The sequence below is a fragment of the Rhodococcus sp. MSC1_016 genome, from assembly GCF_023667485.2.
Taxonomy (GTDB): Bacteria; Actinomycetota; Actinomycetes; order Mycobacteriales; family Mycobacteriaceae; genus Rhodococcus_F; species Rhodococcus_F oxybenzonivorans.
On the sequence record NZ_JAMOZI020000001.1, the window covers coordinates 3,845,737 to 3,859,002 of the forward strand.

At 65.3% G+C, this 13,266-nt stretch carries 13 protein-coding genes; 8 read left to right on the forward strand and 5 right to left on the reverse strand.

Annotated elements, in window-relative coordinates:
- Positions 1–13: 13 nt before the first annotated feature.
- On the forward strand, positions 14–838 hold the full coding sequence (locus L1080_RS17820) for a class I SAM-dependent methyltransferase (RefSeq protein ID WP_159920238.1): 825 nt from the start codon (positions 14–16) through the stop codon (positions 836–838).
- Positions 839–920: 82 nt separating this feature from the next.
- Here the strand turns inward: L1080_RS17820 and L1080_RS17825 are convergent, their stop codons facing one another.
- Positions 921–1,538: a type IV toxin-antitoxin system AbiEi family antitoxin domain-containing protein gene (locus L1080_RS17825; protein ID WP_159920236.1), complete on the reverse strand. Its 618-nt coding sequence runs from the start codon at positions 1,536–1,538 to the stop codon at positions 921–923.
- 113 nt (positions 1,539–1,651) lie between these two features.
- Here L1080_RS17825 and L1080_RS17830 point away from each other — a divergent pair, with 113 nt between their 5' ends.
- Positions 1,652–2,419 (forward strand): LmeA family phospholipid-binding protein, encoded by a 768-nt coding sequence (locus L1080_RS17830; protein ID WP_109327789.1) that lies wholly within the window; start codon positions 1,652–1,654, stop codon positions 2,417–2,419.
- Between the two features lie 13 nt (positions 2,420–2,432).
- On the opposite strand, the gene deoC is transcribed toward L1080_RS17830, so the two are convergent.
- Positions 2,433–3,098 carry a deoxyribose-phosphate aldolase gene (deoC, locus tag L1080_RS17835; RefSeq protein WP_250772744.1) on the reverse strand — a complete coding sequence of 222 codons (666 nt, stop codon included), beginning with the start codon at positions 3,096–3,098 and terminating at the stop codon, positions 2,433–2,435.
- A 57-nt stretch (positions 3,099–3,155) separates the two neighbouring features.
- Between deoC and L1080_RS17840 the strand changes: the two genes are divergently transcribed.
- The gene (locus L1080_RS17840) at positions 3,156–3,989 is read left to right on the forward strand and encodes a class I SAM-dependent methyltransferase (protein ID WP_159920232.1); all 834 of its coding nucleotides are present in this window, start codon (positions 3,156–3,158) and stop codon (positions 3,987–3,989) included.
- A 13-nt stretch (positions 3,990–4,002) separates the two neighbouring features.
- Positions 4,003–4,887, forward strand: a complete 885-nt coding sequence (gene purU, locus L1080_RS17845; RefSeq protein WP_159920230.1) for a formyltetrahydrofolate deformylase — start codon at positions 4,003–4,005, stop codon at positions 4,885–4,887.
- A 13-nt stretch (positions 4,888–4,900) separates the two neighbouring features.
- Here purU and L1080_RS17850 read toward each other — a convergent pair whose 3' ends face one another.
- From L1080_RS17850 to L1080_RS17860, 3 genes are read right to left on the reverse strand one after another with little or no spacing between them, the layout of a single operon-like run.
- Positions 4,901–5,932, reverse strand: a complete 1,032-nt coding sequence (locus L1080_RS17850) for an alpha/beta fold hydrolase (protein WP_159920228.1) — start codon at positions 5,930–5,932, stop codon at positions 4,901–4,903.
- A gap of 52 nt (positions 5,933–5,984) precedes the next feature.
- The gene (locus L1080_RS17855) at positions 5,985–6,755 is read right to left on the reverse strand and encodes a MerR family transcriptional regulator (protein WP_159920226.1); all 771 of its coding nucleotides are present in this window, start codon (positions 6,753–6,755) and stop codon (positions 5,985–5,987) included.
- The gene (locus L1080_RS17860) at positions 6,755–7,639 is read right to left on the reverse strand and encodes an AurF N-oxygenase family protein (protein ID WP_236603486.1); all 885 of its coding nucleotides are present in this window, start codon (positions 7,637–7,639) and stop codon (positions 6,755–6,757) included. The genes L1080_RS17855 and L1080_RS17860 overlap by 1 nt, the downstream gene beginning before the upstream one ends.
- Before the next feature lie 234 nt (positions 7,640–7,873).
- On the opposite strand from L1080_RS17860, the gene L1080_RS17865 reads away from it, so the two are divergent.
- From L1080_RS17865 to L1080_RS17880, 4 genes are all read left to right on the forward strand, one after another.
- Complete coding sequence (locus L1080_RS17865) at positions 7,874–8,314, forward strand: VOC family protein (protein WP_250772746.1); 441 nt, start codon at positions 7,874–7,876, stop codon at positions 8,312–8,314.
- Between the two features lie 48 nt (positions 8,315–8,362).
- Positions 8,363–9,613 (forward strand): PucR family transcriptional regulator, encoded by a 1,251-nt coding sequence (locus tag L1080_RS17870; RefSeq protein WP_250772748.1) that lies wholly within the window; start codon positions 8,363–8,365, stop codon positions 9,611–9,613.
- Positions 9,614–9,737: 124 nt separating this feature from the next.
- Positions 9,738–11,747, forward strand: a complete 2,010-nt coding sequence (locus tag L1080_RS17875) for a fatty acid desaturase (RefSeq protein WP_250772750.1) — start codon at positions 9,738–9,740, stop codon at positions 11,745–11,747.
- 26 nt (positions 11,748–11,773) lie between these two features.
- A complete protein-coding gene (locus L1080_RS17880) occupies positions 11,774–13,015 on the forward strand; it encodes a hypothetical protein (RefSeq protein WP_250772752.1) in 1,242 nt (413 codons plus the stop codon).
- Positions 13,016–13,266 lie beyond the last annotated feature (251 nt).

Genomic DNA, 13,266 nt, shown 5'->3' on the forward strand with positions numbered 1-13,266 from the left:
GCACACAGTTCCCATGACTTCAGCGACGCTGAGGCGGCCCCGTGGTGCCCAGGCCGGCCTCACCCCCCGAGGTGTCATCACTCGGGGCACTACCGGCATCAACCGTCTGCGGCGCAGCGATCGCTGGCTTGTGAACGACGCGTTGGTGCGCCGCACGCTCGGGGACAGCGCCGACCCACTCGTCGTCGACCTCGGCTACGGCAATCGCCCGCACACCACCTTCGAACTCGCCGACCGACTCCTCTCGGTACGGCGTGATCGACGGGTGGTGGGTCTCGAGATCGATCCCGAACGGGTGGTCGAGGGCGGCAACGGAGTGAGTTTCGCGCGGGGCGGTTTCGAATTGTCCGGCCTGCGTCCGGTCTTCGTCCGCGCATTCAATGTGCTGCGGCAGTATCCGGAGGAGTCGGTCGGGCCGGCCTGGGCGCTCATGCAGTCCGGCCTTGCGCCGGGCGGGCTGATTCTCGAGGGCACGTGTGACGAACTCGGCCGACGCTGCGCCTGGGTGTTGCTCGACGCCATCCGCCCCCTGTCGCTGACGCTGGCCTGGGATCCTTTCGACGTCGAGACTCCATCGGACATCGCCGAACGCCTGCCGAAGGCGCTGATCCACCGCAACGTTCCCGGCGAACCGATCCACGCGTTGCTCGCCGCCGTCGACCGGGCCTGGGCCATCGCCGCACCGCACGGCTCGTTCGGCCCCCGGGTGCGGTGGCGAGCGTCCCTTCAGCTGCTACGTGCGCAGGGTGTACCGGTGCAACCGCAGCGCAGGCGTATTCGCGACAACGTGCTCACCGTTCCGTGGGACCTGGTGGCGCCGGCGCAGTCGCCGAGGTAATCCCGCACTCCCCCACAGAGCCGTCCCGTCACGTTCCTCGCCGAAAGACGTTGCACGTCGGGGTTGTTCGGCGGAGCCTTCGTCAGGTGCAGGTGGCCAGCGCATGCTCGACGCGCTGAGCGACCTGCGCGGGCAGCGACCCACACTCGCCGTGCAGGGTCCGCACATCCAGGCGACCGATCGCGACCCCGTCGGAGACCACCTCGTCGAGCAGTTCCTGTGAGATGCCGCTGGCGGCGAGGTCGAGCGCGGTACACGTCGGTGTGGTGATCCGCAGTGGTCCCACCTGCTCGCAGTCCTCCGCGCGAAGCGAACGGCGGTGCAGCGCCAGTTGCTGCGTGGGCGAGGGTGGCGACAGCACGGTGGAGAGGTGGATGAACCGCGGGTACAGGTGCCCGAGACCGTGCAGTTCGGCCGCGCTCTGGTGCGAGACGGCCGCGGCGGCACCGAACCACGTGCACCACTTCGCGAACTCGTCGAGGTCGGAGTGGGGACTGTCGTTCAGTCGGAACAGGTCTCGCTCGATCTTGTCCCAAGATCCTGCGCTGACGTGCTCACCGATCTCATCGGCCGTGAAGCCGAGGCGCAGTACTTGCGCCGTGGTGAAATATCCGGCTTGCGCCGTAGCGAGACGTGTCAGTTCTTCACCGACACCGTCACGCCCGGGGCCGCCGGGACGTGGAGCCAACCATCCGGACATTCCCTCACATTACGGTCTCCTGTGTCGTGAATCACACTTTCTCGCGAACTTCGCGTGCGCCCCGCGGCGGTATTCACAGAAATTGTTCAGAGTTGTCGGGAAGAATCCGTGCAATGGCAGCCCGAACGAACTCCGCATCCCGAAGTAACCGTGTGCTCGTCATCTCGCTGATCGTCATCGCCGCGCTCGTCGCCGTGCTGGTCGGCGGTGAACTCTATGTCCGCCACAGCGTGAAGAGCTGCATGGCAGATCAGTTCGAGAGCCAGCTCGGGTCCAAGGTGGACGTGGGCCTGAGCTGGAAACCCGTGTTGCTGCAATCGCTGGACAAGAACGTCCCTTACATCACCATCGACAGTGACGACACGAAGTTCGGTCCCGCAGTGGGAATGCAGGTCAACGCCCAGATCAACGACATCCGCATCGAGGACACCCCCGAGAGCAGCGGCACCATCGGCAGCTCGGACGCCCACATTCACTGGTCGACCGAGGGAATTCTGGCGACGCTGCAGCAGCAGGCGTTCGGCTCCCTCGTCAGCGCCGTCAAGGCGGATGCGGACGCCGGGACCCTGACCTTCTCGGTCGGTCCTGCCGGACTCGCCGAGCTGACCGTCCGGCCCGAGGCCGGCGGCGGAACGGTTCAGGTGAAGACGGTGAACGCCGAGATCCTCGGGTTCGGTCTTCCCACCGACCTGGTCGACGGAATCGTGCAGACCCTCACCTCGAGCCTGCAGACGTACCCGCTCGGAATGCAGCCGACCTCGCTGGAGGTCACCGACGACGCCATCGAGATCACCCTCGAGGGCGGCGCGTACACGATGCCGGCAGCCGGTACCCAGCAGCAGCAGGAACAGCAGCAGAGCAGCTGCGGACTGCTCGTCTAATCGAGCGGACGGGTCAGTCGGGCAGCCCGTCGAGGACGGCGCGGGTTCCCGACAGGCCTAGTCGCGTCGCTCCGGCGTCGATCATGTCGATCGCTGCCTGGGCGGTGCGGATGCCCCCGCTCGCCTTCACGCCGATCCGTCCCCCGACGGTCTGGGCCATCAGCCGTACGGCGTCGACCGACGCTCCGCCTGCAGGATGAAATCCGGTGGAGGTCTTGACGAAGTTGGCACCTGCGCGTTCGGCGGCGCGGCACGACTCCACGATGGCATGGTCGGTCAGGACCGCTGTTTCGAGGATCACCTTCAGCACCGGGCCGTCGCCGATGGCCTCGCGCACGGTGAGCACGTCGGCGAGGACGGCGTTGAAATCACCCGCGACCGCGGCGCCGATGTCGATCACCATGTCGATTTCCTGCGCGCCCTGATCGACCGCGAGCCGGGCTTCGGCACCCTTGACGAGTGAGTGGTGTTTTCCCGACGGGAACCCGACCACTGCCGCCGTGACCAGACCCGCGGCCCGGACGGGCAGCATCGACGGTGACACGCAGATCGCGAGAACGCCGAGCGAGCGGGCCTCGGTGATGAGCGCGTCGACGTCGGCGGTGGTCGCTTCGGGTTTGAGGAGTGTGTGGTCGACGAGGGCGGCCACCTCGGAACGGGTCAGTGCAACGTCCGGCATGCTCCGAGCTTCGCACAACGCCGCCGGCGACCCGCGTCCACGGCCTAGCATCGCGGTATGACCAATCCCGGAGCGATCTTCGACGAGGCCCGCCAGGAGTTCGATCGACTCACCACGGCAGTGTGGTCACCGGCCGGGCAGTCCCTCGTCTTCCAGCTCGGACTGCACCCCGGCGATGCCGTGCTCGACGTGTGTTGCGGTGCAGGAGCTTCGGCGATCCCCGCCGCTACCGCCGTGGGGCCCGCCGGGCTGGTCCATGCCGTCGACCTCGCAGACGAACTGCTCGAACAGGGCCGGGTGAAGAGCGCGGAACGCGGCTTGAAGAACATCGAGTTCGTGTGTGCGGACGCCACCACCTGGGAGCCGCCGAGCACGGTGCCTTCGGCCGGTTACGACGCGCTCGCATGCTCGTACGGCGTCTTCTTCCTGCCGCACATGGATGCGGCGTTCACCCGGCTCGCCGGTTTGGTCAGACCCGGTGGGAAGGTGGGGATCACCGTGTGGCGACGCGGAGCGCTGCGCGAATTCGCCGACGCGTTCCTGGCCGCAGTCGCCCGGCAGCAGGAACCCGCACCGGAGCAGAGCGCGTCTCGGTTCGACGTTCTCGATCGCATCGACACCCCGGACGGTCTCCATCAGTGGCTGGCCGACCTCGGTGCGGAGTCCACGGAGGTCCGTGAGTTGTCCAATCTGATCCCCGCGACACCGGAGTTCGCCTGGGATCTCGTGCTGGGTGGTGCACTGCGCGGAGCCCTCTCGCCCTTCGACGACAACACCGTCGAAGTGATTCGCCGGGACTTCCTGCAGCTCCTCACCGAGCGGGCGATCCATGACGTCGACGCCGGAACCCTGGTGGGTACCGCAGTCGTGACCGGCCGGCGGGCCACCTGAAAGACTGTTGCCCATGAGCACTGCTTCTTCCGACGATCACCGGTACGTTCTGTCCCTCGGCTGCCCCGACCGCACCGGCATCGTCGCCCGGATCTCGACGTTTCTCGCCGAGGTGGGCGGGTGGATCGTCGAGGCCGCGTATCACGCCGACGCCGACACCGGCTGGTTCTTCACCCGGCAGGCCGTGCGGGCGTCGTCGGTGAACATGTCGATCGACGAGCTGCGCGAACGATTCGCTGCCGTCGCGGCCGAGCTGGGCCCGGATACGGAATGGACGGTGTCCGACACGGGTGAACGCAAGCGTGTGGTGCTGCTCGTGAGCAAGGAAGCGCACTGTCTGCACGACCTGTTGGGTCGGGCGGCGGGCGGGGAGCTGCCGGCAGACATTTGCGCGGTGATCGGCAATCACCGCGACCTCGAGAGCGTCACCCGACGCCACGGCATCGACTTCCACCATGTGCCCTTCCCCAAGGATCCGGCCGAACGTGGTCCGGCCTTCGAGCAGGTCCGGGAACTCGTCGACGCGCACGATCCGCACGCTGTGGTCCTCGCCCGGTTCATGCAGGTGCTGCCCTCGGAACTGTGTGAGCACTGGGCGGGACGCGCCCTAAACATCCACCACAGCTTCTTGCCCTCGTTCGTCGGCGCCCGCCCGTATCACCAGGCCTTCGCACGAGGAGTGAAACTGATAGGCGCCACCTGCCACTACGTGACGGCAGAGCTGGACGCAGGCCCCATCATCGAACAGGACGTGATTCGCGTCGATCACGCCGACGAGGTCGCGGACATGGTGCGGCAGGGCCGCGACATCGAGAAGCTCGTGCTGTCCCGCGGCCTGCGCTGGCACCTCGAGGACCGCGTCCTCGTACACGGCCGCAAGACCGTGGTCTTCAGCTGAAAAACCGCTGCGGCTACAGGTTGCGCAGCCGGACGATCTCCTTGTCGAACTCGTCGATGTTCTCGACGGAACTCATGTGCCCGACACCGGGGAGCACGATGAGCCGGTCGAGATGTCCCGCTTCGTCCAGCACGCGAGCGAGCTTGCGCGCGTGGACCGGTGGTGTGAGCCGGTCCATGGACCCGACGAGCACGGTGGTCGGCACGGTGAGGTGGTCGAGTGCTTCGTGGATGTCGAGCCCGCTCAGCGCGGCACCCCAGCCCCCGCGAATGCGGGGCTTGCACTCGCGCACGATGTTCTCGCAGAAGCTGACCTCGGCGGGACTGGCGTTCGGCGACATCGACACGTACTGGATCGCCCGGGTCATCACCGGCGAAGACACCAGCGGCATCGGTGCACTCAGCACCGCACGGCCGACCGGGACCGGCACTCGCGGGAAGCGATTCGGGAGGGGAATCACCGTGGTCTCGGCGATGAGCCGGTCGCAGGCGGTGCTGGCGAGCAGGACCGCGGACGCATACTTCTGTACCTCGTCGGGATGACGGCCGGCCCAGGCCATGATGCTCATGCCGCCCATGCTGTGGCCGACCAGGACGGCCTTCTTGTCCTCGCGGACAGTCGCCCTCAGCACCTCGGACAGGTCGTCGGCGAGGACGTCGGGGCCGAGAGCGAGGGAGCCGACGGTGCTCCGACCGTGCCCGCGCTGGTCGTAGGTGATCACGCGGTATTCGCCTGAGAGGGCGTTCACTTGCGGGTACCAGTACTCGGTCGAGCAGGTCCAGCCGTGGCTGAACACGATGGGGTCGCCGTCCACCGGACCATAGGCGCGCACATACAGGGTGGCGCCGTCGTCGGTGACGATCTCGCTGACGTCGGGTCGCAAGCTCGGGGTACGCAGCAGTTCGTTCGGTGCGACCTCGGTCGTCAGCGTCAGACCGCGAGTGATGCGCTTGTGCCGAATCGCCGCTGCTGCAACGAAGGCAGCGCCCACTCCGGCGACGCCGGCGAGTGCCCGTAGGGCGGTGGTGCGCGAACTGCTGGTCATTCTTACCCCTGTCATCTGGGTGACACCGCCGTGCGGCGACGTCCGTGAGTTGTCAACTTGCGCGGTCGTTGTCGGACGTCCGCGCGGAACTCGGCGGATCCCCGAGTTGCTGTGCGGCTTTCTCGAGGGCGCGGGAGATCTGCTCTTCCATCGCCTGCGTGAAAAGTGTCTGGACGGCGTCGTGTGCGAGTGGCCGCATCTGCTCGACGAGCCGCACGATGTCCGAGATCTTCGCCTCGTCGAGCTCGAGTTGCTCGCCCTCGGGTGCGAGGTACCGGTCGGCGACGACCGCGACGAATCGAGCGGCGACGTCGGAAAGGTCTTTGCGCACGGCTGCGGTCTGTTCGAGCACGTCCTCGAGTGGGATACCCGCGTCGACGAGAACCTGGGCCGCCTCCACGAGTCGAGGACTGTTCACCGCGTAGTCGTCACCGGAGGGGACGAGCACGCCGAGCTCGGTTCCCCGCGCAATATTCTCGTCGGTGGTCTGCGCACCGAACATCCGCCGGAGTTCCGCCAGGGTGAGTCGCGCGGCGCGCTTGCGTTTCCTCCACCGGCTGCCGGGATCATCGGTCTCGAGCACATCGGTGACGTGCAGTCCGTACTGGGCGGCCGTGAGCAGCTCGCTGATGGTGGCGAAGGTGTATCCGCGGTCGAGCATCCGGCCGATGAGGTGCAGCCGGGCCAGATGCGACTCGTTGTACCACCCGGTCCGCCCCTGTTTCCGTGGTGGCGGGAGAAGTCCGCGGTCCTGGTAGACGCGCACGTTGCGCACGCTCACCCGCGCCTCGCGTGCGAGGTCGTCGATCCGATATTCCTTCATCAGACGATGTGCGCCCGTTCGAGCAGAAGCCTCGACGGGCCACCGATGAGTCCCACCTCGTCGAGGAATTCGACGGTCTTGGCGCAGCCCTCGCGGATCTTGTCGTGATAGTGGCGATTCGATCTGGCTGCCCTCTTCGCCGCGTCCACGTCGAGACCCGCCGCCGCGTAGACCTGCGGGTTCACCAGGCTGGTGACGATGAAATAGGCGATGACACCGAGCGCCAACCGCACCCGGGCCCTCGCGAACCAGGACGCCGATCGGATTCGCCGGATTGTTTCCTCGCGTGCGTACTTGATGTGCCGCGACTCCTCGAGGACGTGAATTCTGCTGACCGTGCGTGTCACCGGCTGAACTCGCTCGTCCCGCATGAAGTCGCGCTGCATCATGTCGAGGATCTCCTCGGCGAACAACGTCCCGCCGTATGCCAGGGATCCGGTGGCAGTCGCCTTGAAGGCGCGAGCCGCCTGACGGATCCACCACTTGGGCCGGTACGACGGAATTCCGAAGCGCTGCGCCGACCTCGCGAACATCGTGGAGTGACGGCACTCGTCGGCAATCTCGGTGAGCGCGAACTGAACGTGCGGGGTGGCCGGATCGTGGAAGTAGATGTCCCGGACGAGCATCTGCATGAGGATCAGCTCGAACCAGATTCCGGTACCGGCGATACTCGCCGCCTCGTGCTTGGTGAGAGTGACGCGTTGTTCCTCCGTCATGGTGTCCCAGAGTTCGGTGCCGTAGAGGCTGCACCACTCGGGGGTCATGCCGTACCGGTCCGCGGGGATCGGCGCATCCCAGTCGACCTCGATCAGCGGGTCGTAGGACTTGCGTGCCGCGGAGGCGAGGAGCCGCTCAGCCGTGTCCTGACGGTCACTGACGTGCATTCTCCGGGATGTTGGATGGGCATCACGGAGGACGTCCCGTGCACTCTCGACGGACATCACCACTCCTCGGTCGACTTTCTTCACCACAATAGCATTGTCACAATGTCCATTGTCATCGTTGGGCGAGAATTGCGTGCGGAAACGCATGATGTCGAAAATCCAGCCCCGGCTCCGTCCCAGCGTCGAATCGGCAAGACGGTCGAATCGGCGAGACAACACTGGAGGATGGATCCCATGGCACACGTACAACGTTTCGACCACGTCGGCATCACCGTCGCGGACCTCGACTCGGTAACGGCGTTCTTCGTCGGACTGGGTCTCGAGGTAGAGGGCACCGGATCCGTGGAGGGTGAGTTCGTGGAGACCGTCTGCGGCATCCCTGGCGCGCGCTGTGAGATTGCGATGCTGCGGCCGCCCGGCGGCGGCTCCCGGCTGGAACTCGCGACCTTCGTCACGCCCGAACACGTGCCCGGATCGCCCAAAGCGATGGCCAACGAGCTCGGACTGCGCAACGTGTCCTTCGAGGTCGGCGACCTCCAGGCGGCCGTCGACGCGGTGGCTGCGGACGGGTACGGGCTCATCGGCGGCATCGGCGAGTACGAGAACAGCGTGCGGATGGCCTACGTGCGTGGGCCCGAAGGGATCATCGTGTCCCTGTTCGAGCAGCTCGGCTGACGCGCCAGGCTTGGCGCATTCGCGACCGCCGGCCACTAGTGTGCAGATATGGACGCGCTGGAGCCTGACAACGGCGCGGTCGCCTTACGCGGCATCGCCGCGTCTCTACTGGCGAATGTGTCCAGCCTGGCTGACGACATGCTGAAGTATTTGGTCGAGCGAATTCCGGAGGTCGGCGGGGATGACGAGCTTCGCGGCCTGACCCTGGGGTCGTGCTCGTCGAATCTCGAAGCGGCACTGTCGATGGTTCGTCACGGGATCGACGTAGCGGCTGCGGAGGCGCCGGTGACGGCGCTCGAACACGCGCGCGCAATGGCGTCACGAGGGCACAGCGTCGATGTGATGCTGCGGTTCTATCGGTTGGGTCATGAGTACTTCACTGAGAAGCTTTCCGACTCACTCACTGACTGGATCGAGGACCCTGCGGTTGCACTGAGGACGTTTATCGATCTGGAGCGCTTCGGATTTCGATACATCGATCGCATTTCCAGTCTGGTGGCTGCCGAGTACGTCGCCGAGCTCGACCGACGCCAGAACCAGGCACGCGCCGAGCGCGCCGATGTCGTGCGGGCACTGCTCGCTGGAGAACGTGTCGACATCGCGCGCGCCGAACGTGTGCTCAGCCACCGGCTCACGGGTCGGCAGATCGGTTTCGTGTGCTGGGTCGACGAACGCGGTGTCGACCTCGAGGGATTCGCCAGGCGGGTCGGTAGGTTCCTCGGGGCTGGTCACTCACTCGTTGTGGCGGACGGCCCACTTGCGGTGTGGGGATGGGCATCGCTAACGGGGGACGTGCGGACTTCACCCAACGGCATGGCGACGGAGTTTCCCGGCGAACGCGAGAACGTTCACATCGCGGTGGGCTCACCCCATCCGGGGGCAGCAGGCTTCCGGACGTCCCATCTCGAGGCTCTACGCACACGCCGAATCATCGAACTGTCCGGGCGTGCGGCGCCATCGATCACAGAGTTCAGCGATGTTGCCTTGGTAGACGCCATCTCGCGTGACCTGGATGCGGCGAGGGCCTTCGTTTCCGCTCAGCTCGGCGAGCTCGCACGGGACGACGCGAAAGAGCGCGGCGAGCGCGCCGCGCTCCTGGCTGTTCTCGACGCGCAAGGGAGTCTGGCGACCGCCGCGAGCACCTTGGGAATCCATCGGAACACGGTCCTGCAGAGGATGCGTCGTGCCGAAGAGCGCAGAGGCAGGCCCGCGACGAGCAACATCGCCGAACTGCACGCGGCGCTGATCGTCTGCAATGTGCTGGGGGCCGCGGTGTTGCCCGAGCCGAAGCCGCGCTGACCGGGGCCCGAGCGCGCCGGATGTGCTGACAGCACACCTCAGAGGGCTGGGATGGCCTTGTCGACCAATGCCCGCCGTTTGTACGTTGTGAGAAATCTCATCCCAAAGCGCGCAGAGGAGTCCGATGTCGACCACGACTCGACACCCCCAACCCCCGGCAGCGGCCTCGCAGCACGCCCTGCCCGATCCCGGCGAGCAGGTTCCCACGCTGTCCTGGCCGATCGTCGGCATCGGCACATTCGCGCTCGCGCTCTTCGGCGCATCGACCTGGGCTGCCCTCACCGACACGTTGCCTGCGATCGCTACCATCGCCGCGAGCTCGGCAGCAATTTTCGTCCTGTTCACCGTGTTGCACGACGCCTCGCATTACTCGATCAGCTCACATCGCTGGGTCAACGTCGCCTTCGGTCGGGTGGCAATGTTCTTCGTCTCGCCGCTGATCTCCTTCAGATCGTTCGCGTTCATCCATATCGAGCACCACCGCAACACCAACGACGGTGAGTCCGATCCCGATCACTCCGTGAGCGCCTCACCCTGGTGGCAGCTGCCCATCCGCTTCCCGGCCATGGACCTGCCCTACATCAGTTTCCTGGTGCGCAACCTGCGTCGCCGCCCACGCGCCGAAATTGCCGAAACGGCGGCCCTGATGACCCTGTCGGTGACGGTCATCGTCTCCGCCGCCTTCGCCGGGCATCTGTGGACGCTCGCTTTGATCTACCTGATTCCCGAACGGGTGGCGATGTTCGTGCTCGCGTGGTGGTTCGACTGGCTACCCCATCACGACCTCGAAGACACCCAACGCGAGAACCGCTACCGCGCGACCCGTAACCGCGTCGGCTCGGAATGGATCCTCACTCCCCTGCTCCTGTCGCAGAACTATCACCTGGTTCACCACTTACACCCCTCCATCCCCTTCTACCGCTACGTCGCGGCCTGGCGACGCAACGAGGCCGCCTACCTCGAGCGCGACTCGGAAATCAGTACCGTCTTCGGGCAACACCTCGACGCCACGCAGTACCAGGAGTGGAAACGCCTCAACGGCACACTCGCCGCCCTACTCCCGGTCCGTATGCCGCGTTCCTCCGCGGCACGCCATGCCAGCACCTACCCGATCCCTGTCGCAAGCGTCGAGCCCCTCACACCCGACAGCGTCAAAGTCACCTTCGACGTTCCCGACCACCTTCAGGACCAGTTCGCCTTCCAGGCCGGCCAACATCTGACCGTGCACCACCGCATAGGCGGAAAGAAGGTGCGACGAAACTACTCGATCTGCACCTGCGCCACTTCGGGAGAACTGGCGATCGGCATCCGCCGCATCCCCGGCGGGACGTTCTCGAGCTACGCGGTCGACACCCTGCGAGCCGGCGACGTCCTGGAACTGATGACCCCCACCGGCAGCTTCGGCGCACCCCTCGATCCACTCGCCCGGCACCACCATGTCGCGGTAGCAGCAGGCAGCGGCATCACCCCCATCCTGTCGATTCTGCGCACCACCATGGAGATCGAGACCGAGAGCCGCTTCACCCTCTTCTACGGCAACCGAACCGCAGAGTCGACCATGTTCGCCGCCGAACTCGACGAACTCGAATCCCGGTACGCAGACCGGCTACGCATCTTCCACATCCGCTCCGCCGAGGCACACCACCCCGCAGCCCTGCGCGGCCGTATCGACCTGGCGACAATTCAACGCCTGCTCGCCACCGACCTCACCACGATCGACCGGTGGTACCTGTGCGGCCCGAGCGAACTCACCACCACAATCCGCGATGACCTCGCAACCGACAAGGTGCCGACCGAGCGGATACACCTCGAACTGTTCCGCGGCACGAACCGACCCGCACACCTCGACAATTTTCCCGCCTCCCAAGTGACCATCACCCTGTCCGGCGCACGGCACACCGTGGAACTCGCCCCCGGTGAGACCGTCCTCGAATCCGCGCTGAAAAACAATATCGACGCCCCCTATGCCTGCCTCGGCGGCGCATGCGGCACCTGCAAAGCCCGAGTCATCACAGGAAAAGTATCCATGGAGCAGAACTTCGCACTGCAGGCGGCCGAGACCGAGGCCGGCTTCATCCTGACCTGTCAATCCCATCCCACCACCCCCACAGTCGCAGTCGATTACGACAGCTGAGCCAACACAGATTCGAGGGTGGAACGATGAGTAACGCATTACACCGGAACAAGACCGAACAGGACTCCACTGGGCCGTTCGCGGCGGGTGAGCATTTCCGACACGGCCTCCCGATCCGTCGACAGGCACAACAGGCTTTGGCCGACTTCAAACCGGCACAGATGCCGCTGCTACTGGATGCACTCGACGACACCGCCACACCCGTCGTCGAACACCTCGAGCCATTCGCCTGGGTGGTGCCCGAGTTCGAAGAGTTCCGCGCCACCCGAACGATCGGCCCCACTCTCGCGTGGTGGTCCGAATTTTACGGTCAATCAGCTGAATCACTGCTGGTCCACAGCGAGCGCTACTTCTGCTTCGGGCCCGAAGGGTCCGCCATCGGCGCCATGGAAGAGCACGCGATGCTGGGAATGTACGACGCATATCGGTGCACCAGCGGAGCTACTGCCGACCGGTACGCGTACTACGCCTCCGAGGAAATGACAGCCCACATCCTCACGCGCAGCGAGACGTCTGCCGAAGTGAGCGTCACGCCCGAGAACCTGCCCTCACCTTCCGGAGTGGCGTACCTCTCCCGACCTGAAGGCGGACTCGTCCTCCTGTGGAAAATCCAGCACGACACCCTTCTCTCCGTCCAGCTCGTATCGGCATCCGAACTTGCAGAATTCCTCGGCAACGACGGTGAGCCACGCGCAGGTGCGGCATACCGGTACGTCAACCATGTCTACCTGCCGATCCCGACCGCGGAAGTTGAACTCAGCCCACCCGGAAGCGGCACTCCACCGGGCTTTAACAAGATCGGCGGCCTCACTCCCGTCGGCATGGATTCCGATGTCCCGCACGAAGCCCTCACGAACAACCGCCGACGGACATCCGCCGAAATACTCGAGGTTTTCGTCGCCTTCACTCACATGCTCCGGCAGAGGACGACCCAGACCGAATCAACCACTGTGTCCGCCGCGAACTCTGCGACCACCGCGCGACGCAAGAAGCCAACACAAATCACGCATATGTCCTACCGGACCCAGTCCTCGATGCGGACCACCGACGACGAGACACCAACGCGCACATACACGCACATACACGCACAGTTAGACACCGAACACCTCGAACTTTCCGGCCTCAACACCGGGGGCAGTCCGCCCGGCGGAGCGGAAGCTCCTTTGCGCACTGCCCAACCATTGATCAATGATCCGGATCTTGTGAGCCGTACGCGGCACGAACTCTCCTTCGCCTCGCCAACTCCCTTGCCACATATACACCAATAAATCCAAAGAGCGTGTACTTGATAAGACTCGGGATCGTGGCAACAAAAGCCGCGCGGAGGCCATCAGAAAGGTCGATAATTCCCAACTTCAAGCTGAGGCTAGTCCGTCATGTCCGTTCAATCCGATGAAGAGATGCAAGAAAACTATCTCTACCAGAACAGGTCGAACAAGGTGGCGCGCCGATCGATGGTCCAAGCACCTGTGACATCCGTCCGTGGGTCCTTGCCAACCTCCGGGGGCGCGAGACGGCA

Coding starts and splice junctions, on each gene's coding strand:
- L1080_RS17825 (WP_159920236.1), bottom strand. CDS start 1,538: ATGTCCGGATGGTTGGCTCCACGTCCCGGCGGCCCCGGGCGTGACGGT.
- L1080_RS17880 (WP_250772752.1), top strand. CDS start 11,774: ATGAGTAACGCATTACACCGGAACAAGACCGAACAGGACTCCACTGGG.
- L1080_RS17840 (WP_159920232.1), top strand. CDS start 3,156: ATGACCAATCCCGGAGCGATCTTCGACGAGGCCCGCCAGGAGTTCGAT.
- L1080_RS17875 (WP_250772750.1), top strand. CDS start 9,738: ATGTCGACCACGACTCGACACCCCCAACCCCCGGCAGCGGCCTCGCAG.
- purU (WP_159920230.1), top strand. CDS start 4,003: ATGAGCACTGCTTCTTCCGACGATCACCGGTACGTTCTGTCCCTCGGC.
- L1080_RS17820 (WP_159920238.1), top strand. CDS start 14: ATGACTTCAGCGACGCTGAGGCGGCCCCGTGGTGCCCAGGCCGGCCTC.
- deoC (WP_250772744.1), bottom strand. CDS start 3,098: ATGCCGGACGTTGCACTGACCCGTTCCGAGGTGGCCGCCCTCGTCGAC.
- L1080_RS17850 (WP_159920228.1), bottom strand. CDS start 5,932: ATGACCAGCAGTTCGCGCACCACCGCCCTACGGGCACTCGCCGGCGTC.
- L1080_RS17870 (WP_250772748.1), top strand. CDS start 8,363: ATGGACGCGCTGGAGCCTGACAACGGCGCGGTCGCCTTACGCGGCATC.
- L1080_RS17855 (WP_159920226.1), bottom strand. CDS start 6,755: ATGAAGGAATATCGGATCGACGACCTCGCACGCGAGGCGCGGGTGAGC.
- L1080_RS17830 (WP_109327789.1), top strand. CDS start 1,652: ATGGCAGCCCGAACGAACTCCGCATCCCGAAGTAACCGTGTGCTCGTC.
- L1080_RS17865 (WP_250772746.1), top strand. CDS start 7,874: ATGGCACACGTACAACGTTTCGACCACGTCGGCATCACCGTCGCGGAC.
- L1080_RS17860 (WP_236603486.1), bottom strand. CDS start 7,639: ATGCACGTCAGTGACCGTCAGGACACGGCTGAGCGGCTCCTCGCCTCC.